18 protein-coding genes, 1 pseudogene and 1 riboswitch are annotated in these 23,297 nt (G+C 51.7%); of the genes and pseudogenes, 8 read left to right on the top strand and 11 right to left on the bottom strand.

Features of this window, described 5'->3' with window-relative positions:
- Positions 1 to 80: 80 nt before the first annotated feature.
- The 5 genes and pseudogenes from PsWM33_RS12595 to PsWM33_RS12580 all read right to left on the bottom strand — a co-directional run bounded on the left by PsWM33_RS12595 (position 81) and on the right by PsWM33_RS12580 (position 6,008).
- On the bottom strand, positions 81 to 1,613 hold the full coding sequence (locus tag PsWM33_RS12595) for a nitrite reductase (RefSeq protein WP_063300468.1): 1,533 nt from the start codon (positions 1,611 to 1,613) through the stop codon (positions 81 to 83).
- Between the two features lie 116 nt (positions 1,614 to 1,729).
- The gene (locus tag PsWM33_RS12590; protein ID WP_063295056.1) at positions 1,730 to 2,149 is read right to left on the bottom strand and encodes a cupredoxin domain-containing protein; all 420 of its coding nucleotides are present in this window, start codon (positions 2,147 to 2,149) and stop codon (positions 1,730 to 1,732) included.
- 213 nt (positions 2,150 to 2,362) lie between these two features.
- Entirely contained in the window at positions 2,363 to 3,556 is a 1,194-nt protein-coding gene (locus PsWM33_RS28440) for an ethylbenzene dehydrogenase-related protein (RefSeq protein WP_275078556.1), read from the bottom strand.
- Between the two features lie 36 nt (positions 3,557 to 3,592).
- Positions 3,593 to 4,069 (bottom strand): annotated as a pseudogene (locus tag PsWM33_RS28435) (NapC/NirT family cytochrome c); the annotation flags it as partial.
- Positions 4,070 to 4,334: 265 nt separating this feature from the next.
- Positions 4,335 to 6,008, bottom strand: a complete 1,674-nt coding sequence (locus PsWM33_RS12580) for a cytochrome D1 domain-containing protein (RefSeq protein ID WP_208994541.1) — start codon at positions 6,006 to 6,008, stop codon at positions 4,335 to 4,337.
- A 519-nt stretch (positions 6,009 to 6,527) separates the two neighbouring features.
- Here PsWM33_RS12580 and PsWM33_RS12575 point away from each other — a divergent pair.
- The 7 genes from PsWM33_RS12575 (at position 6,528) to PsWM33_RS12545 (ending at position 15,527) form a co-directional block, all read left to right on the top strand.
- The gene (locus PsWM33_RS12575; RefSeq protein ID WP_082826992.1) at positions 6,528 to 8,498 is read left to right on the top strand and encodes a beta-galactosidase; all 1,971 of its coding nucleotides are present in this window, start codon (positions 6,528 to 6,530) and stop codon (positions 8,496 to 8,498) included.
- A gap of 87 nt (positions 8,499 to 8,585) precedes the next feature.
- Positions 8,586 to 9,740 carry an ABC transporter ATP-binding protein gene (locus PsWM33_RS12570; RefSeq protein ID WP_063300465.1) on the top strand — a complete coding sequence of 385 codons (1,155 nt, stop codon included), beginning with the start codon at positions 8,586 to 8,588 and terminating at the stop codon, positions 9,738 to 9,740.
- 13 nt (positions 9,741 to 9,753) lie between these two features.
- Positions 9,754 to 10,992 (top strand): ABC transporter substrate-binding protein, encoded by a 1,239-nt coding sequence (locus tag PsWM33_RS12565; protein WP_063290922.1) that lies wholly within the window; start codon positions 9,754 to 9,756, stop codon positions 10,990 to 10,992.
- Positions 10,993 to 11,013: 21 nt separating this feature from the next.
- Positions 11,014 to 11,958: a carbohydrate ABC transporter permease gene (locus PsWM33_RS12560; protein ID WP_063300464.1), complete on the top strand. Its 945-nt coding sequence runs from the start codon at positions 11,014 to 11,016 to the stop codon at positions 11,956 to 11,958.
- A complete protein-coding gene (locus PsWM33_RS12555) occupies positions 11,951 to 12,763 on the top strand; it encodes a carbohydrate ABC transporter permease (RefSeq protein WP_063300463.1) in 813 nt (270 codons plus the stop codon). The genes PsWM33_RS12560 and PsWM33_RS12555 overlap by 8 nt, the downstream gene beginning before the upstream one ends.
- A 3-nt stretch (positions 12,764 to 12,766) precedes the next feature.
- Positions 12,767 to 14,479, top strand: coding sequence for an amylo-alpha-1,6-glucosidase (locus PsWM33_RS12550; RefSeq protein ID WP_063300462.1), 1,713 nt, complete (start codon positions 12,767 to 12,769; stop codon positions 14,477 to 14,479).
- Between the two features lie 7 nt (positions 14,480 to 14,486).
- A complete protein-coding gene (locus PsWM33_RS12545; RefSeq protein ID WP_063300461.1) occupies positions 14,487 to 15,527 on the top strand; it encodes a LacI family transcriptional regulator in 1,041 nt (346 codons plus the stop codon).
- Between the two features lie 7 nt (positions 15,528 to 15,534).
- On the opposite strand, the gene PsWM33_RS12540 is transcribed toward PsWM33_RS12545, so the two are convergent.
- Genes PsWM33_RS12540 through thiC form a run of 6 tightly spaced genes read right to left on the bottom strand, consistent with a single transcriptional unit; the run spans position 15,535 to position 20,790 of the window.
- The gene (locus PsWM33_RS12540) at positions 15,535 to 16,500 is read right to left on the bottom strand and encodes a HesA/MoeB/ThiF family protein (RefSeq protein WP_063300460.1); all 966 of its coding nucleotides are present in this window, start codon (positions 16,498 to 16,500) and stop codon (positions 15,535 to 15,537) included.
- Positions 16,497 to 17,090 carry a thiamine phosphate synthase gene (locus tag PsWM33_RS12535; protein ID WP_063300459.1) on the bottom strand — a complete coding sequence of 198 codons (594 nt, stop codon included), beginning with the start codon at positions 17,088 to 17,090 and terminating at the stop codon, positions 16,497 to 16,499. Before PsWM33_RS12535 ends, PsWM33_RS12540 begins: the two co-directional genes overlap by 4 nt.
- Complete coding sequence (locus PsWM33_RS12530; RefSeq protein WP_063300458.1) at positions 17,090 to 17,857, bottom strand: thiazole synthase; 768 nt, start codon at positions 17,855 to 17,857, stop codon at positions 17,090 to 17,092. The genes PsWM33_RS12535 and PsWM33_RS12530 overlap by 1 nt, the downstream gene beginning before the upstream one ends.
- 1 nt (position 17,858) lies before the next feature.
- Positions 17,859 to 18,056: a sulfur carrier protein ThiS gene (gene thiS / locus PsWM33_RS12525; RefSeq protein WP_063300457.1), complete on the bottom strand. Its 198-nt coding sequence runs from the start codon at positions 18,054 to 18,056 to the stop codon at positions 17,859 to 17,861.
- On the bottom strand, positions 18,053 to 18,994 hold the full coding sequence (locus PsWM33_RS12520) for an FAD-dependent oxidoreductase (RefSeq protein WP_063300456.1): 942 nt from the start codon (positions 18,992 to 18,994) through the stop codon (positions 18,053 to 18,055). Before PsWM33_RS12520 ends, thiS begins: the two co-directional genes overlap by 4 nt.
- Entirely contained in the window at positions 18,991 to 20,790 is a 1,800-nt protein-coding gene (gene thiC / locus PsWM33_RS12515) for a phosphomethylpyrimidine synthase ThiC (RefSeq protein ID WP_063300455.1), read from the bottom strand. The genes PsWM33_RS12520 and thiC overlap by 4 nt, the downstream gene beginning before the upstream one ends.
- A 115-nt stretch (positions 20,791 to 20,905) precedes the next feature.
- A riboswitch (TPP riboswitch) is annotated at positions 20,906 to 21,026 on the bottom strand.
- Between the two features lie 183 nt (positions 21,027 to 21,209).
- Between thiC and PsWM33_RS12510 the strand changes: the two genes are divergently transcribed.
- Entirely contained in the window at positions 21,210 to 23,177 is a 1,968-nt protein-coding gene (locus tag PsWM33_RS12510; RefSeq protein WP_063300454.1) for a hypothetical protein, read from the top strand.
- Positions 23,178 to 23,297 lie beyond the last annotated feature (120 nt).

Here is a 23,297-nt window from a genome sequence, read left to right as displayed (position 1 = left end):
ACGGTCGCTCCGCCAGCAGCCCGTTACGTAGGCATAGGTTTAGAGTATGGGAGGAAAACACGAGGGGGATAAGTTTATCTTTAGTTTTCAGGCGTTCCAACACCTGCAATCCTGTTGCCGATGTTGTACTTGCCGCGAGGCTTTCTCATGAGCAGGCGCCGCACTTCTTCCAGTGTTTGTGCATCATAAACAATGACAGCCCCATCCTCTTCCCAGACAGAAACCAGGGCGTATTTGCTATCATCTGTGAACTCCACATGGGCCGCACGGGAGCCTTCCTGAGGGCGCAGGGTCTTTACAATCTCAAGGCTCTGCTTGTCTATCACCTGGATCGCGTCTTTGTCTGGACCAAAGAAAACATCTACCCAGACATAGGGCGAGCTCTCGTGCGTCCGCGTGAAGAAGCCAGAGCCGAGCATCTCAATCTGTTTGATAGTCTCCCATGACTTCATGTCTACAATGGAAACCAGCGGTTCTCTCAGATGCGGGGTGGCCATGACGGTCCGCTCACCCATCTTCCAGGTAGAACCTGAGCCCAGATGTGGCAGGCCTGCCAAGTCCAGATCAGCAATCTTGTGTCCGATAACCAAATCAACCACCTGTCCACCAATGCCACTGGGGGAAGCGCCCATCACGTATTCATCACTTGGGTCGAGATAGAAATCTTCAACCAAACTTTTGACAGTGATTTTGCGCAAAGGAAACGGGTCTTTGTTAGGAGCAGGCCCCTCAACGCGCCAGTCATGGGCAAATCCGTAATGCGGTGGATTAGGGCCATAAAACACTTCCCAAATAGAGGGCGCATCCTTCAGCGCCAACACAAAGCTCTTGCGTTTGGCGGCGAGGTAAACAGCGGAGACACGGCTTGGTGTGCCGTCTTTGCCTTGAACGTGCTCTAGTTTCTGCGGGCTCAAATCATCAGCGGAGAGAATGACAAACGTGTTGGGCAGATAGTTCGCCACAGCAATCCACTTGCCATCGTGGCTCAAAGCAATATTCCGGCTGTTCAGCCCGGCACGAATGCGGCTCACCTCCTGTAACGCGTAAAGGTCATACTTCAAGATCCAGCCATCACGGGACATGATGTAGACGTAGCGCCCATCAGGGGAGAACTTGGGCTGGCCACGTGTCCCCAACGGAATCTTGAAACGCGTCAAAACTTCGAAGCTGTCGCCATCCACCACGCTGACAGAATGGTCCAGCATCTCCACTACCAATGTCAGGTTCATCGGGTCGGCAGACCAGACAGGCTTCACAGTCGCTTTATAATCATCGTTGGCAATCAGGCTCGCGGAAATCTGCTCCATCGTCCATGTCGGTGCAGGCTTCAATGGCGTCTTCAGAAAAGCGCTGAGTGCATCAATCTCCTGGTCGCTCAGCACATCCTGAAAGGACGGCATCTCAGTTATATTTCGCCCGCGTTTAATTGTGTCTTGCAACGCCGTGCCGCGCATACTCCCCAAAGTTTCAGGAAGCAGAGCTGGCCCGATCAGGCCCAAACGGTTTTCACCGTGGCACTCTACGCAGTGCCTTTGGTAAAGAGCGGCAGGGTCGGCAAGGCAAGCAGATGCTGAAAGAACAGCCGAACCAAGAGCAACAAGGAGCCTGATCATTGAATAAACTCGAATTTGGGGAAAGTACCTCTGAAGCGCAGTCGCCGTGCTGGTTCAAAGCCACGCAAAAACAAAGGCAAAGCAGTTCATGTGTTTCACCTTAAATGCGGACTGCTTTAAGGTGTGACGGTCACCATGCCGATCATCTTCTGCGTTTCCCAATGTGGACCACACAGATATTGCTGCGATCCCGCGCTCAGGAATGTGAATTCGAAGGTCTCTTCAGGGAACAATCGATCGGACTCTTTCTCACCCGCCTCATTCAAATGAACGGTGTGGCTTGTCCGCTTGTCAACATTCACCCAGCGAACGGTGGTGCCAACAGGGACAGAAAGTGTCTCAGGGCAGAACCGATACTTGTACATCTTCACGATCGTAACGCCATCCACCTCAGCTGCCGGATGTCCAAACATATCGACATAACGAGCTTCTGCTTTTGCGCACAGTGCAGCAGCTTTGTCATCCGCAGCAACAGCAGGTGCCACCATCAAAAGACCCAGAAGAAGTGCGGAACAGTGAAGAAATCTTGAGTACATGAAGCGCCCCCTTGCAAATGCATATCCAAAAACCACTTGATATTATTGATAAGGATACGCTCGGAAAAACTTAGAGCAAGCTCTGCAACTATGCATATCTTCGAAAAGTGGAAACCGGTTTTCGGATAAAGATACGCAAAACCAAAAGAATAAAGGAGGATCCAACCTCCAAGAAAAAGGGTGGCCAATTGCTCGGCCACCCTTTGTGTTTTTTTAACGTCCTACCACATTGATTTGGGCAGTTTCGTCATCCAGTGCCAGACTGGTGTTCAGTGTCACGTGGTGGAAACGTGCAGCTGCGAAGTCATCATGGATAGCGAAGCCAACCGTGTAGGTCTTGCCAGCTTCAAGCGGAACATCACCTGGCTTGTCGCTTGCCAGAGGACGGGAGAAGACCACAGTCCACATACCAGCGGAAAGCTTGGCAGAAGCTGTGATGTCACCATTATTCTCGACACGACGCTCAAGCAAGTAACCATTGCTTGCGGAACCGTCAGCATAGACGCGCATCAGATCCATGAAGGTACCATCAGCTAGCAGCTGATCGAGTTCTTCAGCAGATTTCAGCTTGTTCCAACCACCTTGAGCCTTACCACGACGACCTTTGATCTCGACCTTTGTCCGGGTCTCACTCAGGTACTTCTGGATGGACTTCTTGGCTTTCAGCATCTCAGCAACATCACCGGAAGCAGCGATTGCTTCTGGACCCGGATCAAACGGCATGTAGGTGTTGTCTGCATGGCATGTTGCCCAGCAACCAACCTGTTCACCCATCTTGATACCGGTGCCAGTGATCATCATGGCAACCTTAATCTGGTTTTCAGGATCCATCTTGCCACCGTCAACAAATGGTGCTGGTGCATGAGGAGTATCTGGCCATTGCAGGCGGAAGTAGACATTCTCATCATCATGAGCAGCCTGCATCGTTGCGTTGATCACACCACGCTTCCCAGGAATTGGGGTTGGCTCGGTGTTGTCAGTGCCTTTGACGATCTTGTTGCCAATGTTGTTCAGCTCTTTCGCATGACAGGTTGTGCACTGGTCACCACCTTTTGTCAGCGGACGAGCACCACCGTGCTGCTTGCCGTTCTGCACAAACTCGAAGGAAGCCTGACCAGGGTAGAACAAAGTCATGTCTACGCTGTCCACACCGCTCCAGTCGATGTTGGCACCAACAGTGTCACCTGCATCAGCAGCGGGTGCTTCACCGGCAGCTTTTGCACGTTCTTCAGCAACGGCTGCGTCAACAGCAGCTGCAATCTGAGCCTGTGTAGCTTCCTGCTGTGCTTTCTTCGCAGTGCTTGCAGCCTCCGCTTCAGCAGCTTCTTTGGCTTCAATGCGAGCAAGGCTTTCCAGATACTCTTTCGGAATCTCGCGAACGTAATTCTGATCAGGAGCTTCAATCATCTCCAGGTATTCGTCAGATGCGCGGTCACGAACGTTCTTATGCGCAATACCTTTATGGCAATCGATACAGGTCTGACCTGTCTTCATTGCATTCAGGTGCTGCTGACGTGCGCGTGGCCTTTGGAATTCTGGCATCATGGATTCAAAATCATGACAGTTGCGGCATTCACGAGAGTCAGAAGACTTCATCCGCGCCCATTCGTTTTTCGCGAGGTGTAGACGCTTCTTGTCAAATTTCTCTGGTGTGTTGATCGTGCCGACCAGCTTGCCCCAAACTTCTTTGGATGCCTTGATCTTGCGGATGATCTTATGTGTCCAGTCTTTAGGAACGTGGCAGTCTGAGCAAACTGCACCAACACCTGACCGGTTTACGTCGTGGATCGTGCCCTGGTATTCCTGATAGACAAAGTCATTCATCTCGTGGCACGAGACGCAGAATTCTTTTGTGTTTGTGGCTTCCATGACGGTGTTGAAACCGCCCCAGAAGATAATGCCGACGACAAAGGCCCCCAAGAGACCAGCAACCGGCATTCCCCATAGGAAATACCGGCGCCAGATCGGCTTTTTCTTTTCCGTACCGTTGGACTGGGTCATTTCCAGGCTCCGTTTTGGATTTTCTGTCGACCCATCCTTGTCGGGTCGTGTGCGGTCGGCTTTCAAGATACGGGGAGCAAATCCGTCATCTCCGGCTGGTGTCCAACCGTTGCAGTCTCGATACCGCTGATAAAAAAGAAGGGCGGGCGTGGTGCCCGCCCCTCAAAAGGATCGTTAGATCACATTAGGTAACGTGGTTCGAACGGATATGAACGTTGAACTTACCGGTTGGGGCATAAAGGCCTTTAATCCGGGTTTTCTCTTCAAGGGTGTCTGCGTCGTAAACAACGATTTCACCATTTGGCTCAAGAGAGTCGCTCATGTTCCAGTTGGATACCCAAACTTCAGAACCATCTGCGTTGAACTCGAAGTGAACAGCGGCATTGCCGTCTGTTTCAGTAACCTGGATGGTTTTCACAATCTCACCGGTTTCTTTCGAGATCACCTGTACAGCCTGCTGTACTTCTGGATCTGGGTGTTTGGTCTGGTCAGCCCATACGTACTTGGAGTTTGGATGTGTACGAATGAACAGGCCTGGGCCATCAGTTTCAACTTCGTAACACTTCTTCCAAGCTTCATCAGGACGACCTGCTGGATCGTTTGCCCAAACAGAAACAGTACCAACACCGAGGTGAGTTGTACCTGCAACCGGACCACACTTAGGATCGTTCCAGTTAGCACCTGGACCTGGGTGTGGAAGAGCAGCAACGTCGATCATAGCTTCAAGCTTGCGATCTTTGGTGTCGACAACAACCATTTTGTTCGATGCGTTAGCAGCGATCTGGAAGTAACGGCCTGTTGGATCGAAGAATCCGTCGTGCAAGAACTTAGCGGAGTCAATTTTGTCGATACGAAGGTTGTCGATATCGGAGTAATCAACCTGCCACATCTGGCCAAGTTCTTTAACAGCAACCAGCCATGTAGGCTCATTTGGAGTTGTGTAGATAGCAGCAACACGGCTTTCTTCTACATAATCTCCGTCCACGTTCACGCCGCGGGTTGAAACAACCTTAAGCGGTTCCATGGTCACTGCGTCAGAAATCACGAAGTGTGGAGGCCAGTAAGCACCACCAATGATGTATTTGCCATCGCCGGATACGGCAACGTCGCGTGCATCATAAGCAACGGTAACTTCAGAAACGAGCATCTTGTCTGGTGTCTGCCAGAGGTCGATTTTCGTCATCTTGCCGTCGCGGCCCATGGTGTACCAGAAACGACCTGGATTCTCAGGCTCTGCCAGTTTGTGGTGCTCGGATGCTTTGATCACGTGCACTGCATAACCGGTAGGAATATGAACCAGAACTTCTTTGGTGTCGCCGTCGATGACTGCAACTTTACCTGCATCACGCTCGATAACAACGAAGAAGTTTTCCCAGTTGCGGCCATGCATAGGCTTGGTTGGGTAATCTTTTTCTTCGACGTAAACCTTGCGGGTTTCCTTCATCTGAGCAAGTGACATCTCAGGTGGCTTTGGCGGATCCAACATAATGTAGGTCGCCATGTCCTTGATTTCTTGCTCGCTCAGGATTTCCGAGAAGTTGTTCATGCCGCCTTCTGTGCCCCAGGCGATGATCTTCTCAAGGCGTTCCTGACCTAGCTGAAGGGTACCACCTTCAGTGACGGTGCCGTCTTTGCCTTTTTTCTTCCAATGCGGCTCAAGGTTTTTACCTGTCGCGCCCTTGCGCAAAACGCCGTGACAGCCTGCGCACTGCTCAAAATAAAGCTGCTTAGAACGTTCAAAGGCTTCTTCGCTCAGTGTTGGACCTTCAGCAAATGCAGGTGCAGCTGCACTACCAAGCAACATCGCGAAGCCGGCCGCTAAAGCGTACCCTGACCCACGTCTCTTATTTTGTAACATTCTCAATCTCCAATGCTGGTGAGACGAGGTCACAGTGAATTGAACGGCCGCTGTCCTCCTTGACTAATGTTAAGCAAGAAAACTTAGAGCCCCGCCCTGAAACATCACGCCCCAAAAAACCGCCGAAAACTCCCCATTTAGCCAAACTTGCGACAGAACGTCTCAACCGGGCTTTTCATTCAGTGGACAATAACCATGCGATGAAGAGGCGTTGAGACAGCCTTGAGCTGGAAATTGCCATTAAAACAGATAACATATTGAAGTAATTGACTTTAATTTTATGAGCGGCTGTCGTGTGTGGCAGTCAAGGAGAATGACGAACGATCGTTCAGCTGATTCTTGCTTTTGAGACTCCAGTTTTGCGTACTTCCAAAAACAACCCCACAGACTCGCATATAGTTTTCAACCTCGACTAAATTAAACGTTTATATTTTGCAGCGCTCTCTGATATATCTCTGGTGTGGGTGATTCTTTGAGCGTCACTTTTTGAGAGATAGTCGTTGTATTGAGGCGTTTTGAATGTTGGAGTTGGGGACCTGTTATTATCCTGAGCAATGGCCAGAAGCCATTTGGGCTGATGATGCGTATCAGATGGTTGAGCTTGGGTTGAAATGGGTACGTATTGCTGAGTTTTCGTGGGCTTTGGTTGAACCGGAGGAGGGGAAGTTCGATTGGGCTTGGTTGGACAGAGCTGTCAACGTGCTCGGTCAAGCAGGGCTGGATGTTGTTATGTGTACACCAACCGCAGCGCCTCCCAAATGGCTCATCGATAAGCATCCAGAAATTCTTCCCGTCGATGAAAACGGAGTAACACGAAAATTTGGAGCGAGGCGCCACTACTGCTTTTCAAGCCCAATTTATCTTGAGTATGCGACAAAAATTGCGGAAGAATTTGCTCAAAGATATGGTCAGAATCCGTATGTCAAAGCCTGGCAGATTGACAATGAGTACGGGGATCACGACACAATTCATAGTTATTCGCCTGCAGCAAAGCGGGCCTTTGGCGAGTGGTTAGAGCACCGTTATAGCTCAATCGAGCAGCTAAACGAGGCCTGGGGAACATGCTTCTGGGGTATGAAATACTCCGCATTCTCTCAGATTGAGCTGCCGAACAATCTGGTGGAGGAGCCAAGCCCAACTCATTTGTTGGATTACTATCGCTTTTCCTCTGATCAGGTCGTTAAGTTCAATCGGGCTCAAGTAGATACCCTTCGGAAATTTGTTGGAAGCTCGCCAATCACGCATAACTTTATGGGCCACAATGCGGACTATGATCATTATGCCGTTGGTGCGGATGTCGACTTTGCCTCTTGGGACAGCTACCCCATGGGTGCACTTGTCTACTCGCCGAAGGAAGATGCTGAGAAAGCAAAGCTTCTGCGGGTTGGTTTGCCAGATCAACCTGCGTTTAATCATGATCTGTATCGCCATGTTGGCAAAGGTAAAGCCTGGGTGATGGAGCAGCAACCCGGACCTGTGAACTGGGCGAAGCATAACCAATCTCCTCAGGATGGCATGATCCGCCTTTGGACGTGGCTGGCTTATGCGCACGGCATTGATGTTGTCTGTTACTTCCGTTGGCGCCAATCAAAATTCGCGCAAGAGCAGTTTCATACAGGTCTTCTCTTGCCGAACAATGAGCCCGATCAGGCTTTTAGTGAAGTGGCTCAAGTGGCGAACGAGTGCAAACTGCTGCCTGAGGCGGGTGAAAAGAAAAAAGCACAGGTTGCACTTGTCCTTGATTATCCATCTCGATGGGCAGCTCGTACCTTGCCTCAGGGAGCTGACTACTCCAGTGCGAAAGTTGCGATGGATTGGTACACAACACTCTCCAGAATGGGCGTGGATGTCGATATCATTGGCCCGCACTCCGATCTCAGTGATTACAAGCTGATCATCCTCCCGGATATGATCATAGATAATCCGAAATTTACTTCGCGATTAAATGAGGCAGCCGCCAAGGTCTTTCTGGGGCCGCGCTCTGGCAGTAAAACTGAACACATGCATGTTTCGGAGCCTTTGCCACCAGGCAGCCTCAAAGAGCTCATCCACCTTGATGTTGTGCGGGTGGAGTCTTTGCCTCGTTACAATCAAGACCAGATTGTTTTCGAAGGGGAGCATGGAAATGTCACCAACTGGCGGGAGAGCATTAAGGCCTCTGAGGAGGTCTTGGGGCACTTCAGGTCCGATTACCGCGATGGGTATCCGGCATTGGTTGGTAATCAGAAATGCATCTATGCAGCGGCACACGTTGACGATGCTTTGCAGGAAAAAATAGCAACTTATCTTGTGAAATGGGCGGACGTTGAGTTGCATGCAGGCCTACAAGAAGGTCTCCGTATTACGTGTCGCGGACAGCTTAAGTTTGCGTTCAACTTCACCAATGAAACCAAGTATCTGAATCTGCCGGAAGCGGCGGTGATCTATGTAGGGGCAGAGCACATATCGGCCTTTGGAGTTGTAATCTGGTCAGACAGTCCGATTGAGTGAGTAAGGTGATCAAAACATAAGTAGCTTTACATATAAAATTAAACGTTTATATTTTGAGTGGCCTTGCTCAGCTTCGGGGGGAGATCCATGGCAGGCGTAGATATCAAGCAGCTTTACAAAAGCTTCGGCAAGACAGAAGTGCTCACCGGGATCGATCTGAGTATCCGGGATGGAGAGTTCGTCAGCTTCCTTGGTCCGTCTGGATGCGGAAAGACGACGCTCCTGCGTTCCATTGCAGGGCTTGAAGAGGTGTCTGGTGGCTCTGTCAGGTTGGGAGAGCGTAACATAACGCAGTTGCCGCCTGCAAAGCGGGATATTGCGATGGTGTTTCAGAACTACGCGCTCTATCCGCACATGAACGTCTACAAGAACCTGTCTTTCGGTCTTTCCTTAAATGGTGTCCCTAAAGTGGAGATTGAAGAACGAGTACAGACTGCCGCACGAATTCTGCAAATTTCCGACCTTTTGAAACGCCGCCCAAGACAGCTGTCAGGTGGTCAGCGTCAGCGCGTGGCTATTGGGCGCGCCATTGTCCGTGATCCTAAGTTATTCCTGTTGGATGAGCCTCTGTCTAATCTGGATGCAGGTCTTAGAGTGAGCATGCGGGTGGAACTGGCCAGTCTTCACCGCCGGTTGGGTGTGACTATGATTTACGTCACGCATGATCAGGTAGAAGCAATGACGCTTTCTAGTCGTGTCGTTGTCCTGAACAAAGGTGTAGTGGCACAGTTCGGTACACCGCTTGAGTTGTTTTATGCTCCGCAAAACCTGTTTGTTGCCGGTTTCATCGGTTCACCCAAGATGAACATGATGAAAGTAAACGCCAATGCTATCAATGAGATGACTATCGCACTCACCTCAGAAAGCATCTCTGACTCTATTTCGTTTCAGTTAAGTGCTCCCGTGCAACAAGTCCCCGACCAGCCTCACACTTTTGGTATTCGCCCAGAAAATGTGGGGCTGGTTGAGGAAGCCGAGTCTCATATGAGCGGCAACGTGGAACTGGTCGAACGATTGGGAACAGAAAGCCAGGTTCATGTTCGTTTGGACTCTGGTCAGGGATTCACGGTCGTCACCAGAGGAACGCATCCGGTCAATATGGGCGACAGGGTCCATCTCAATTTTCCAGCAGAGCACTGCCATCTTTTTAGTCCTGAGGGGGAGGCCTATCCACGCAAGTTGGATGGGGAAACGCGTTCATTGATTGAACGTCAGGAGACTGCAGCACTTTGCATTGCATAGAAGGAGGAGAGGAATGAAAAAGCGTCTGAAACAGTTAGCGATGGTGACAGCAGTTACCTCAATGGCTTTGGGAGGAGCCAGTGCTGCATTTGCAGAAGAGGTGCTCCGCTTTGCAACATGGAACAGCAGCGAGAACCTCGCTATTTTACAGGAAATCTCAAAGCGTTTTGAAGCCGCAAATCCCGGCGTAAAAGTGCAGGTAGAATCCTACGGTGATGGTTATGACAAGAAGCTCATTGCAGCATTCGGGGCCGGAAACCCACCTGATGTCATGTACATGTGGAACTACCCTAAGTACTACAAGTCTCTGATGCCTCTTGACGAGTTGATGGCGCGTGATGCTGAGAGCATGGATCTTGAGGATATTCCTGCGGGCCTAATCAATACCACGCGGATAGAAGGCAAGGCCTACGGCATTCCTGCGGGCTTCACCACTCATGTCGTCTTCTACAACAAAGATATGTTTGAAGCTGCTGGTGTTGCCGAGCCAAAAACAGGATGGACTTGGTCAGATCTGCGTGAAAAAGCCGCGCAATTCCGCGACAAGGGCAGTAAGACCTATGGTTTTGCTGTGGAAGCCAAGCCAGATCCATATGACTATGAGCAGTTCTTCTGGTCCAACGGTACGCGCTTTATTGCGGAAGATGGTAGTTCAGTTGATGGATACATGAACAGTCCGGAAGCTGTCGAAGTGCTGACCATGTTTGCTGAAATGGCGAAAAACGAAGAGGCAACGGTTCTCGGCATTGGTGATAGCACCTCTGGCTCTGCACTCTTTAAAGGTAGCAAACTAGCCATGTTCCAGAGTGCGATGTGGTCCAAGGGGGGCATCGACAAAGCAGGCATAAACTATGGCGTTGCCATGTTACCTGCGTTTGGTGACAAGCCTGTTCATTCATCAATCGGCGCCTCTGCTATGTCCGTCGCGAAGGCGACGAAAAATCCTGAGCTGGCTTGGGAATTTGTTAAATTCTACGCCTCCCCAGAGGCCGTCAAGTTGCGTGAAAACGACTTGCCAATCCGCACAAGTGTCGCTGAAGAGATGAACCTTACAGCTGACCCGATCTACAAGCCATTTTTTGAAATGCTGGCCCTTTCTGATCGGGAATCCAACGCGTTTCTCAAGCACAAAAACTGGAGCAAGATCCAGACCAATCTTGAACGTGCGATTGAGGCGACCATGATCGAAAAAGGTAACGCTAAGAAACACTTGGACAGTGCTGTTGCGCGCTCGAAGCGTCACCTGAAATAAGAAATGTTGGGGGAGGGAGAGATGTCTACATTGGTCGTGCAGGATGAAGTATCCGAGGAGCGGCATCGCTTCATCGAAAAGCTAACACCATATCTATTCATCTCTCCCTGGATCTTGGGCTTCCTGTTTTTCACATTGGGGCCGCTCATCTTCTCGTTCATCATGAGCTTTTATGACTGGCCTGTGGTGGGAGAGCGTACATTTGTTGGGCTACAGAATTACGAGGTGATGCTGACAGAAGATCCGCTGTTCTGGGATAGTCTCTGGATTACCGTCAAGTTCGGTCTGTTCTTCGTGCCATTTAATGTGGTCCTTGGGTTATTGCTGGCTGTACTGCTCAATCAGAAAGTCTTTGGCACAGGCGTCTTTAGAACGATCTTCTATCTGCCCTCGGTAATCTCCGGCGTTGCACTGGTAACCATCTGGGCGTGGATCTACAGCCACGAATACGGCATCCTGAACTTTCTGCTTGGATTGGCAGGTATCGAAGGGCCGAATTGGTTGGGGGATCCAAACTGGTCGCTGCTGGCTATCGTGATTGCATCTCTTTGGGGCCTGGGCGGCACCATGCTCATATTACTGACTGGCCTGCAATCCATCCCGAAAGAACTTTACGAGGCGGCCAAAATGTCTGGTGTGCCAGCGTGGGCACGACTTATCTATATTACCATCCCAATGCTCTCACCCATGCTGCTTTTCACTGTGATCACGTCGATCATCTCAGCCTTTCAGCAACTCACAATTGCGCTGTTGCTTACCGGTGGTGGACCATTGGAGAGCACCTATTTCTTCGCCATGTACATTTACGACAATGCCTTCAAGTATTTCGAGATGGGTTTTGCTGCTGCAAACTCATGGGTCATGTTCCTGATCATTCTTGTCCTGTCCATGTTGGTCCTGAAATCATCTTCCGCGTGGGTTTACTATGAAGGGGAGATGAAGAACTCGGAGGCAGCTGATGACTAAAGCTCTCACATATGGTGCGCTGCTGTTTCTCTCAGCAATGTTCATCATACCGTTCTATTGGACATTCATCACGGCAGTAAAAAGCATTGGCGAGCTCTATCAGTTCCCGCCAGTCTTCTGGCCCGATGAGGTTATGTGGGATAATTTCGTCACCGCTTGGTTCAAGCAACCATTCGATGTCTACCTCAAAAACTCGGTGATTGTGGTGGTCCTTTCCACCATCGGGCAATTGTTTTCCTGCTCTTTGGTAGCCTTCGGTTTTGCCCGCTTCAAGTTCAAAGGCCGTGATGCCATTTTCGTCCTGTTGCTCTCCACCATGATGATCCCGTGGGATGTGAAAATGATCCCGCTCTACATGGAGTTCAACATGCTCGGCTGGATCAACACGCTCAAACCACTGATCGTTCCGGCCTACTTCGCAGATGCATTCTTCGTGTTCCTGCTGCGCCAGTACATCATGACTGTACCCATCGAGATTGACGAAGCCGCCCGCATGGATGGCGCCAACTCCTGGCAAATCTATTGGCGTATTCATCTGCCGTTGATGATGCCTGCTCTGGTGTTGGTTGGCACGTTCCACTTCATGAACGCGTGGAACGACTATCTTGGTCCACTGATTTATCTGAACGACCAGTCCAAATACACACTCACGCTGGGCCTTTCCATGTTCAAAGGTTTGCATGAAACGGACATCACGTCCATCGCGGCCATTACTGTGGTTCTTTGCATCCCGCCGCTGATCCTGTTCTTTTTTGCGCAGCGCTACATCATGGACGGCTCAATCGGCTCCTCGGTGAAAGGATAAGGCATGACGCTATTTGACTTCGACCGCGTGCCATTCTCCCGCCACCAGCGCTTTACAACGCTCTCCATGATGCGCGGTCGGGATGATGAACAACGCTGCTATCTACGCTATGTCGCTGGTGGAGATGAGCGACCAAGCCTGGGCCGCTTGTGCAAGCTGGAGTTTCTGAGCAAGGATGGCACAGTACTCACCCCTCAGTTCACGCTGTCTCCACATCGTCTGGATGTTGATCTGTTCTCAAATGAGAGAAAGCAGGGATATGTCAGCTTCTGCATTGGTGAGGGAGAACTGCTACATATCAAAGGGCAGGACGTCTCACTGAAGTTCGCCTTGGAAGGCTCCCGTTATGATTACGCTTTCCAACACCCCAACGGAGACCAATGCATCGTTGCAGCAGGCGAAAACCTGCGACTGACACCGTTCACAACAGCTGGCAATGCTGTTGTTGAAGGCAACTGGCGCCGCGATCATGCAGACAACGTTTCCCTGATCTTTTCTGGAGAGCAGTTTGAAGGCGGTATAATCCTTCACCGCCGCCTCTGTTCTGAAGTCGAGAAACAATCCTTTGAAGAAGCTCAGGCAATATCTCGGCAAGCCTTTTTCAACTGGCATGGCAAGCAAGACCAAAGTGAAGCGGAGCAACTCGCCACCTACCTCCTTTGGGCAAACACTGTTCCTGCAGAAGGAGCGCTCACGCATCCGTCTACCTACATGTCCAAGAATCATATGATCAATATCTGGAGCTGGGACAACGCCTTTTCTGCAATCGGGCTTGCTGGCATCGATCCTGATCTGGCATTTAGTCAGTTCGCTGCAATTTTTGACTGGCAGGATGACAGCGGACTACTGCCGGATTTTGTGCACGATGCTGGCGCTTCCTTTGCATTCACAAAACCACCCGTCCACGGTTGGGCACTCCTGCATATACTGGAAGCCTATCGTGACAGCTTCAACTCAGAGCAACTCGTGTATCTCAGAGACAAGATGGAATGCCAGCTCAGCTATTGGCTCACGCATACACGCGCAAATGAACAGGAACTTCCCAGCTACTTTCACGGCAACGACAGCGGCTGGGACAACGCCAGTTTCTTCGATCACGGCGGCCCCGTCGTTGGGCCAGACCTGCCAACATTCCTATGCCTGACAGCCACCTGCATTGCACGGCTCTACTGTAAATCAGAAGATTCGAATACGGCGAGTAAGTTTGATCATATCAGCAAGCAACTGAAAGACCTGATGATAAATCAGTTATGGAACAACAAGACCTTTGAGTTCCGCAAACCTGCTCAGCCAGACTTGGTCTTGCCAGATACTAGCCTGGCGCAGTTTATGCCTCTTCTGCTTGGCAGTGACCTGCCAAGAGAGATTGCAGGCAAACTCATAGAAAGGTTCAATACTCAGGGCTTTCTCACTGAATGGGGACCTGCTACAGAAAACCCGCAAAGCACGTATTATGAGGCCGATGGGTATTGGCGTGGTCCAATATGGGCTCCAACGACACTACTGATCTTTGACGGTTTATGCCGGCAAGGCGAAATCCGGCTGGCTCACGAGCTGGCAAAGCGGTTCATGAAAACCTGCGAGGCCTCAGGAATGGCGGAAAACTTTGATGCCTTGACTGGAGCCGGTCTTCGCGACAAAGCCTTCGCTTGGACATCTGCTGTTTATCTTCGTTTTCAGAATGTGCTTTCCAAAGCGCAACTGACCCCAGCTTGAGTACCCCATGGCGCAAAGACCGACGATCAAAACAATTGCTAAGGAAACCGGGCTTTCAACGGCGACAGTGTCGAAAGCGCTCAATGCCTCACCGCAGGTGCGCCCGCGCACGCGTGACAAAGTATTGCAAGCGGCCAAAGAGCTGGGATACGAACTTAACATCAGTGGCGTTCAACTCCGAACTGGCAAGACATATCAGATAGCTATGATCACAGTCATTGCATCACCTGATGATGACGAATGGGCAGGCGTTGGTTACACCCAGCTGATCAGCGGAATCTCCCGCGCAATTGAGCATACGCCTTACAGAGTTGTGCAGCATCAGGTTGCCAGTTTTGATGATAGCTTCGAGGTGATAAAACGCATCGTTCAAAATAAGAAAGCGGATGGAATCATCATCTCCGGGACGAGACCAAATGATCCGCGCATCAGCTTCATGCAGGAGCAGGACTTTCCGTTTGTTACCTACGGAACCAGTGACGCCAGCTCACCCCATGCCTTCGTTGACACCGATAACCGCCGTATTGTGACGATCTGTGTTGAGCGTCTGCTCTCCAAAGGCCATCACCGCATCGCGATGATCAATGCCAGAGAAGAGTTGAACTACACTCAGAACCGTATTGAGGCTTACAAAGCCGCACTGTCAAAGGCGGGCCAAACATTCGACCCTTCACTGCTTGCTTACGGGCGCCTGACACCGGCCTTCGGGCGCGAACAGCTTTTTGAAATGTCCATGTTTGATGAGCCGCCGACTGCCTACATCTGTGCCAATGAAGCAACCGCAATGGGGGTTCTCTCAGGCTTTCAGGTGCGTGGCATGGAACATGGCAGGGATGCTGTCGTTATTGCGACAGATGACCTGAACGTGTCTCAGTATTTCTCACCCCCAATTACAACATGTTATCTCCCGATATCAAAGCCAAGCGAAACGCTGGGCAAGTTCATGCTGGACTTAATTGGCGGTGGGGATCCCATAAACCTCCAAAAGCTCTTCGTACCAGACCTCATCGAACGCGGCGCAGATACCTGTAGCTTGGAGAGACAATAAGGGCTCTTCAGCCGCTCCCATCCGCAATCAGAGCAACATCCTTATACCCTTGCTTTGCAAGCGCCTCTGCACTGCGCCATGCTCGCAGGCCTGTGCGGCAGCAAAGGATGATACGATGTGCCGGGGGGAAGTCGTGCAGGTCGAGCTCATCGGAGGCCAGACGCAGTGCGGTTTTGCAGACAAGTTGTGGAGCTTCCGACGCATCTCGAAGCTCAACCACAACGTCGTCCTGCCTCAGTTCACTAATTGAGATAAAGGGTGCATGCCAGTCCGGTTCTTTGGCGTTGAGAAATGAAAACCCGCCGAACTCAAAACTCTTTAAGTCTACTGTGATGAGACGACCTAACGGACTTGGCGAAAAGTCCAGCAGTACTGCTAAAGTCATTTGTGCTTGCATTGCTCCGATGCTTCCGACTGCAGACCCGAGAACTCCCGCACTGGCACAATTAACAGAGTTGGTTGGCGGGGAAGGGAACACTGCTCGCAAAGACGGCGCACCGCCACAAAAACCTCCGAGATAACCGGATGTTCCAAACGCAGAGGCTGAGATAAGCAGTTTGCCTTGTCGGTAGCACTCATCTGAGAGCGTGTAAGAGGCAGCAAACGTATCGGCGGCGTCCACGATGATATCTGCCTGGGCAATCAGTCCGCCCGCATTCGCAGGGTCCAGAGCAACGTTGAGGGCGCGCAGTTCCACCTCTGGGTTGTACCCATGTAACCGAGCTGCCGCCGCATAGGCTTTGCTCTCCCCCACATTTGCGAGTGAGTACAAGGGCTGCCGGTGCAGGTTGCTCTCCTCAATCACATCGGGATCGGCAATCGTGATGATACCCACACCAGCACCAGCAAGGTATTGCAGAACAGGACAGCCTAAACCTCCGGCTCCCACGACAAGAACGTGAGCGGCTCGCAACCGCTCTTGTCCTGCTGCTCCAACTTCAGGCAAAATCATCTGGCGGTCATAACGTTTCATTGCTTACAAGCCTCCACCCATTCCAGAGTGCGAGCGGTTGGGTCGTGTGCTTGCAAAATGTCAGTCACCACCGCTCCACTGTCTGCACCAGCTTCAAACACACCGGCTAGTCGTTCTGGCGTTAACCCGCCTATAGCAACAAGAGGTGTCTCTCCAACCATTTTTTTCCAGCGGCTGACCCGCTCTAGGCCTTGTGGTGCCCACTTCATCTTCTTCAGCTTGGTCGGGTACACCGGCCCCAAAGCAACGTACTCAGGCTTGAAGGAGAGGGCGCGATCTAACTCCGCTTCATCGTGGGTAGAAAGGCCATAGCGAACACCAGCCTTCCGGAGTGCAGCAAAGTCAGCACTGTCCATGTCTTCCTGCCCAAGATGAACGAAATCACAGCCAAGGTCTAATGCCAGCTCCCAATAGTCATTGATGATCAGTTGAGTGCTGTGCTGATTGCAAAAGTCTCGAGCCTGAGCAATTTGCTGTCGAATAACCTGTTTAGGTTGCTCTTTGATCCTCAGTTGAACAAGCTTCACGCCATGGGGGACAAGCTTTTCAATCCAGTCCGCGTCTCCGGCAATCAGATAAAACCGTTCCATCAGATCAACTCTGCCATGCCAAGGGTTGGGGTAGAGGGAACCGCCATGTCGCGTGGGTCCATAGGGTCTGCGATGTATCCATTCCGCCCTGCTTCAATGGCTTGCGCCATGGCCTGAGCCATCAAAGTCGGGTCACCTGCTTTTGCAACTGCGGTATTGAGCAGAACAGCATCCATGCCAAGCTCCATTGCATGCGTTGCGTCAGAGGGCCGTCCAATACCTGCATCCACGATCAAAGGAACATCCAGGAAGTGCGCTCGCATGGCTCGCAAAGCATCGGGATTTCGCAGGCCCTGTCCAGAGCCGATGGGTGCGCCCCATGGCATCAGCAGTTCACACCCGGCTTCCAACAGCTTTTCGCCAACCACAAGGTCATCAGTTGTGTAAGGGAATACTTTGAAACCATCAGCACAGAGAACCCTCGCAGCTTCGACCAATCCAAACACATCTGGCTGCAGAGTGTCTGAGTTGCCGATAACCTCTAGCTTGATCCAGTCGGTCCCAAACAACTCGCGAGCCATTTGTGCAGTCACAACGGCTTCTTGCACGCTATGGCATCCAGCAGTGTTGGGCAGAACCTTACAGCCGCTATCCTTCAGCAACTCCCAAAAACCCGCACCTGACCCGTCCGCCGTCTCGCGCCGCAAAGAGACCGTGATGATCTCTGCTCTGCTGGTCTCAATTGCTTTTCGCAACACTGCAGGAGAAGGGTATTGTGCTGTTCCGAGCAACAACCGAGAGCTGATTCCTGTACCGTAAAGCTGCATGTTACCCTCCCTGCATAGGCGCAAGAACTTCCATTCGATCGCCTTCTGAAAGGGATGTCTCAGAATAGTCCTCACGAGGAACAAAACTGCCGTTCAAAGCCGTCGCGATAGCGGGGCTGGTGAACTCCAGTTCAGTAAGAGCATCGGCCAAGGTTTCGCTGGTGACCTCGCGTGGTTTCGCATTCACGATAATCTTCATGTGCAGGTCTCCTTTAAAAGATGGTGTGCTGCTTGTTGTGCCAATGCTGGCGCAAGCAGGAAGCCATGGCGGTAGAGGCCGTTGAGGTGAAGGGATCCGTCATGTTCGAGCAGTCGAGGTAAGTTGTCTGGAAAAGCAGGCCGCAACCCCGCTCCAATTTCGACTACGCTGGCCTCGGCAAAAGCAGGGTGAATGGCAAAAGCTGCGCTCATCATTTCTGTAAGGGACCGCAGGGTAGGAGGGCGGTCAGAGTTGCTTTCCACCATAGTCCCGCCAATCATGAACAACCCATCCACCCGCGGCACCAGATAAAGCGGCATGCGTGGGTGTAAGAGCCGGATGACACGAGACAGCTGAACTTCAGGACAATGCAAAATCGCCATCTCACCGCGCACAGCCCGCAAGTCAGGAAGGCTAGCAGCCGTGGCTGTGCAGTTGAGATCAACCTCAGGAGGTGCGCTGGTACCAAAACGGATCTCTACTCCAAGCCTCTGAACAGCAGTGGCCAAATCATCAAGTGCCTGTCTTGGGTCCAGATGAGCTTCCTCCGCGAAATACAGCCCACGCTCGAACCGTCCTTTCAATGCTGGCTCCAGTTCTGCGATTGCTTGACCGCTTACCTCGCTAAAGTGTGAGGTCCGCCGTGCAAAACGGGTCAGCTCAGCCTGATCGCGCGGCGGAGTAACCACCAGCGTTCCGTGCCGGGTAACAAGCGTTACCTGAGACCACCAATCAGCGGCCTGCACCCCAAGTGTAACAACGTCTTCTTCTGCGCTTTCACGCTCGCAAAACGGAGCAAGCATGCCGCCGGCAAACCGTGCGACACTGCTTTCGCCCGGTTTAGCGGATTTTTCAAAGATAGTGACGGATGCACCGCGCTTTGCCAGCTCATAGGCGGAAGCCAGCCCCGCAAGGCCAGCTCCTGCAATCGTAATCACTGCTCTGTTCCTTCAAGTGGCAGATACAGCTTGCCACCTTCCCGGAACTTGGCCGCCATGGCCTCCATGCCTTCCTTTTGCGCTTCCGCGCGGATGTCATGGGAGATCCGCATGGAGCAGAACTTCGGTCCGCACATAGAACAGAAATGAGCCACTTTATGCGCGTCTTTCGGTAGCGTTTCATCATGGAACTCTCGCGCAGTATCCGGATCGAGAGAGAGGTTGAACTGATCCTCCCAGCGGAACTCAAAGCGTGCACGGGACAAGGCATCATCCCGCCGCTGGGCACCCGGCAAACCTTTCGCAAGATCAGCTGCATGAGCTGCAATCTTGTAGGTGATCACTCCGGTTTTTACATCATCCCGGTCCGGCAATCCCAGATGCTCTTTTGGTGTCACATAGCAAAGCATGGCACAGCCAAACCACCCGATCATCGCAGCACCGATGCCGGAGGTGATGTGATCATATCCGGGCGCGATATCCGTGGTGAGAGGGCCAAGCGTGTAAAACGGTGCCTCATGGCAGCATTCCAGCTGCTTATCCATGTTTTCTTTGATCTTGTGCATGGCCACATGACCGGGGCCTTCAATCATCACCTGACAATCCTTGGCCCATGCAATCTTGGTCAGCTCCCCAAGCGTCTCCAGCTCGGCAAACTGGGCTTCATCATTTGCATCTGCAATGGAACCCGGACGCAATCCATCACCAAGAGAAAACGCCACATCATACTGGCGGCAAATATCGCAGATCTCGTCAAAGTGCTCATAGAGGAAGCTGTCTTTGTGATGATGCAGGCACCACTTCGCCATGATGGAACCACCACGGGAGACAATCCCCGTCACGCGATTAACGGTCATCGGCACCATGTGCAGGCGCACGCCAGCATGGATGGTGAAATAATCAACCCCTTGCTCTGCCTGCTCAATCAACGTGTCACGGAAGATTTCCCAAGTCAGCTCCTCCGCAACTCCATTCACCTTCTCAAGCGCCTGATAAAGCGGGACGGTCCCAATCGGTACAGGACTATTGCGGATGATCCATTCACGGGTGTTGTGAATGTTACGACCGGTAGACAGATCCATCACCGTGTCAGCACCCCAGCGGATCGACCACACCATCTTGTCTACTTCCTCTTCCATAGAGGAGGTTACAGCAGATGTACCCATATTGGCGTTGATCTTAACCAGAAAGTTCCGCCCGATGATCATCGGCTCACTCTCAGGGTGGTTGATGTTTGACGGAATGATCGCGCGGCCAGCAGCCACCTCATCACGTACAAACTCCGGTGTTACATAATCAGGGATGCTCGCACCCCAGTCATTGCCACACCGCTCTTCTGCAACCACTTCCCGCAACTGGTTTTCGCGGATGGCAATGAACTCCATCTCCGGTGTGATAATGCCAGCGCGGGCATAGGCCAGCTGGGTGACGGCTTTTCCGTCCTTTCCGCGCAAGGGGCGAGGCTTCACCGGAAACTCAGGAACAAGTCGGTCGCCTTTCACAAAACCATTGTCTTCAGGCTTAATCTCACGGCCATCATACTCCTCCGTGTCACCACGTGCCTCAATCCACTTGCGTCGTAGAGCGGGCAAACCTTCAAAAATATTCGTTGTTGCCGTTGGATCCGTGTAAGGGCCGGAACTGTCATAGACTGGGAGGGGAGGCTCGCCTGCAGTTGGGTGAACGCTGATCTCGCGCATGGGCACGAGCACGTCTTCGTGCAGGCTGCCACGAACGTAGATTTTACGCGCTGCTGGCAAGGCACCGGTGGTGATGGATGGGTTTGGCGTCGTCATTATGGTGCTCCTCAAGTTTATAACTCGAAAAAGACACCAGATGAGTTTTGGCTGGGAAACGGCAGAAAGAGCTTCTGCTGCTAAGATCGCGGTTGTTACACTGGCCCTTCAAACAGGCCCCGCGACCCGTGCTTCCTACGCCAGTATCAACTGGGTCAGGTTCTAAGGGTCGCGTCGCCGAGCTTGCGCTCTGTCAGCCTCTCAGTCTCCTTGGTGAGACTCCCCTGCATACATGATTTTGCTAGAACGATTATGAACTAGTGTCAAGGCAGGTTCGGTTCAGGCGAGGTTCAGAAAACTTTTGTAAGTTGGATTTTATGAGAGGGGAGTCGCTGACACTTATTGGATTTTGCGGTTTGCGTTCCTATCTCTCATCTAAGAATTTCACATCTGGATATCGCGAAAAATAATATAAACGAATGCTTGAAAACTATTCTCTCCCATCCGTTTTAGCTGGCCCAATCTTGCGTCGACTGGAAACCTCACGTTTAACATTCTGGCTCGCAGTGCGCGCTCCGGCGGATGTGAAACTGGATTTGCTCCCACAAGGCCGTGAGCCGCAAAGCTACGAGCTGACACAAGCGCAAACCGAGGTAAACCTGATCTCAGCAGGGGCACATCTCCACTACCTCCTGATCGATCTACCTCTCCAAAGCCCTCTACCGCAAGACACTTGGATCAACTATCGCCTCGCTCTGCGTATGGAGGATGACGAGGAGGCTGGTTGGCAGGATCATTCCGTATGGGCGCTTGATCTTTGCTATGAAAATCAGGAACTCCCAGGCTTTCTACTGAGCTCAAAAGTTTCCTCGCTCCTGCATGGGTCCTGCCGCAAACCACATCACGAATCCGGCGATGGTCTGGTCGCAGCCGATCAGTTTCTGGCAAAGCACATCAGAGCTGAGAAGGGCACCAAAGTTGATAAGGAAAAATGGCCAGCTGCCCTCGTGATGAGTGGCGATCAGATTTACTCAGATGATGTTGCTGGCCCCATGCTGCGAGCTATCCATGGGCTCATCGAAAAACTCGGCATCACTGAGGAACAGCTGGCAGGCTTGGAAAGCAAAGTGCCTGCAAAGGCATCAGATTTCTACCAACACGGCGACACCTACTACCGCCGCGAAAAGTTTCTCCCAAGTCTGGAAAAGAACCGAAAGCTCTGGCTTGTCTTGTTCGGTGGCGTAGAAAAACCGATCTTCACTGCTGATCACGCCCATAACCATCTGATCACACTTGCTGAATTCTTGGCAATGTACCTCCTTGTCTGGTCACCAGCGCTATGGGATCTGGTTGAGACAGATGCACCCGAAGGACTGACACCAGAAGAAGCAGCGCTCTATGAGAGCGAACAGAAAATCCTGATGGAGTTTGTTGCGGGTCTCAGCCAGGTGCGCCGCCTGTTTGCCCATCTTCCGGTTGCGATGATCTTTGATGACCACGATGTCACTGATGACTGGAACCTCAACCGTGATTGGGAAGAGACCGCCTACGGCCATCCGTTCTCCCGACGGATCATTGGCAATGCCTTGTGTGCCTATATGCTCAATCAGGGGTGGGGCAACCGACCTGAAGCGTTCTCAGGTGGAACACTTGAAGCGATGACGCAAGCTGTCACGGTGCCCGGCACAAATAGCTACGATGAGTTTCTGGAGCATCTCTTCGCCTTTGAAAACTGGGACTATCACTGGGAACTAGACCCACCACTGCTGGTGTTGGATACGCGCACACGCCGATGGAGATCAGAGCGGGCAGGGTATCTACCCTCGGGTCTTCTGGACTGGGAAGCGGTCACAGATTTACAACGATCTCTGCGCGGAAAAGACGCCGTGCTACTCGTCTCCGCAGCTCCGATCTACGGCGTAAAGCTGATCGAAACGCTGCAGAAGCTGCTCACGTTCATGGGCAAGCCGCTCATGGTGGATGCGGAATACTGGATGGCACATCCGGGAACGGCAGATGGCATTTTGAACGTGTTCCGCCACCGCAAAACGCCAGATCGTTTTACGATCCTTTCTGGTGATGTGCACTATTCCTTTGTTTACGATGTCGAGTTACGCGGACATTCTCGTGGGCCTGACATCTGGCAAATCTGCAGCAGTGGCATCAAAAACGAGTTCCCGGCCAAACTGCTTGATAAACTCGACCATCTGAACCGCTGGCTCTATGCGCCTCGCTCTCCCTTGAACTGGCTCACCAGACGGCGCGGCATGAAGGTTATTCCGCGCAAACCTGTGGGCACGCATCATGGTCGACGCTTGCTGAATGCAAGTGGCATTGGATTAGTTGAGTTTGATGAACACGGCGGCCCAGATCAAATCAGCCAGTTGCTGCCAGATGGGCGTCAGGTTGTCTTCGTGCGCCGGGAAGAAGAAGCGCGCTGGGATTGATGGTGAAGAAAACTAGATCCAAAACAATACCTGTGGCCTGCAACTGTCACAGGTAACTGCAAGAAATCTATTGGATTTACTCAAATTACGGGTCTTATCTAATATATCATTGCCATATTC

The organism is Pseudovibrio sp. WM33, from assembly GCF_001623165.1.
GTDB lineage: Bacteria > Pseudomonadota > Alphaproteobacteria > Rhizobiales > Stappiaceae > Pseudovibrio.
Note: the sequence above shows the minus strand (reverse complement) of the source record. Positions and strands in the feature narration are given on the sequence as shown.

Excerpts from the sequence above, each read along its gene's own strand:
- PsWM33_RS12535 (WP_063300459.1), bottom strand. The coding sequence starts at position 17,090 with ATGGAACGGTTTTATCTGATTGCCGGAGACGCGGACTGGATTGAAAAG.
- PsWM33_RS12550 (WP_063300462.1), top strand. The coding sequence starts at position 12,767 with ATGACGCTATTTGACTTCGACCGCGTGCCATTCTCCCGCCACCAGCGC.
- PsWM33_RS28440 (WP_275078556.1), bottom strand. The coding sequence starts at position 3,556 with ATGATTGAAGCTCCTGATCAGAATTACGTTCGCGAGATTCCGAAAGAG.
- PsWM33_RS12545 (WP_063300461.1), top strand. The coding sequence starts at position 14,487 with ATGGCGCAAAGACCGACGATCAAAACAATTGCTAAGGAAACCGGGCTT.
- PsWM33_RS12590 (WP_063295056.1), bottom strand. The coding sequence starts at position 2,149 with ATGTACTCAAGATTTCTTCACTGTTCCGCACTTCTTCTGGGTCTTTTG.
- PsWM33_RS12555 (WP_063300463.1), top strand. The coding sequence starts at position 11,951 with ATGACTAAAGCTCTCACATATGGTGCGCTGCTGTTTCTCTCAGCAATG.
- PsWM33_RS12575 (WP_082826992.1), top strand. The coding sequence starts at position 6,528 with ATGTTGGAGTTGGGGACCTGTTATTATCCTGAGCAATGGCCAGAAGCC.
- thiC (WP_063300455.1), bottom strand. The coding sequence starts at position 20,790 with ATGACGACGCCAAACCCATCCATCACCACCGGTGCCTTGCCAGCAGCG.
- PsWM33_RS12510 (WP_063300454.1), top strand. The coding sequence starts at position 21,210 with ATGCTTGAAAACTATTCTCTCCCATCCGTTTTAGCTGGCCCAATCTTG.
- PsWM33_RS12580 (WP_208994541.1), bottom strand. The coding sequence starts at position 6,008 with ATGTTACAAAATAAGAGACGTGGGTCAGGGTACGCTTTAGCGGCCGGC.
- PsWM33_RS12595 (WP_063300468.1), bottom strand. The coding sequence starts at position 1,613 with ATGATCAGGCTCCTTGTTGCTCTTGGTTCGGCTGTTCTTTCAGCATCT.
- PsWM33_RS12540 (WP_063300460.1), bottom strand. The coding sequence starts at position 16,500 with ATGAAACGTTATGACCGCCAGATGATTTTGCCTGAAGTTGGAGCAGCA.
- PsWM33_RS12570 (WP_063300465.1), top strand. The coding sequence starts at position 8,586 with ATGGCAGGCGTAGATATCAAGCAGCTTTACAAAAGCTTCGGCAAGACA.
- thiS (WP_063300457.1), bottom strand. The coding sequence starts at position 18,056 with ATGAAGATTATCGTGAATGCGAAACCACGCGAGGTCACCAGCGAAACC.
- PsWM33_RS12530 (WP_063300458.1), bottom strand. The coding sequence starts at position 17,857 with ATGCAGCTTTACGGTACAGGAATCAGCTCTCGGTTGTTGCTCGGAACA.
- PsWM33_RS12565 (WP_063290922.1), top strand. The coding sequence starts at position 9,754 with ATGAAAAAGCGTCTGAAACAGTTAGCGATGGTGACAGCAGTTACCTCA.
- PsWM33_RS12560 (WP_063300464.1), top strand. The coding sequence starts at position 11,014 with ATGTCTACATTGGTCGTGCAGGATGAAGTATCCGAGGAGCGGCATCGC.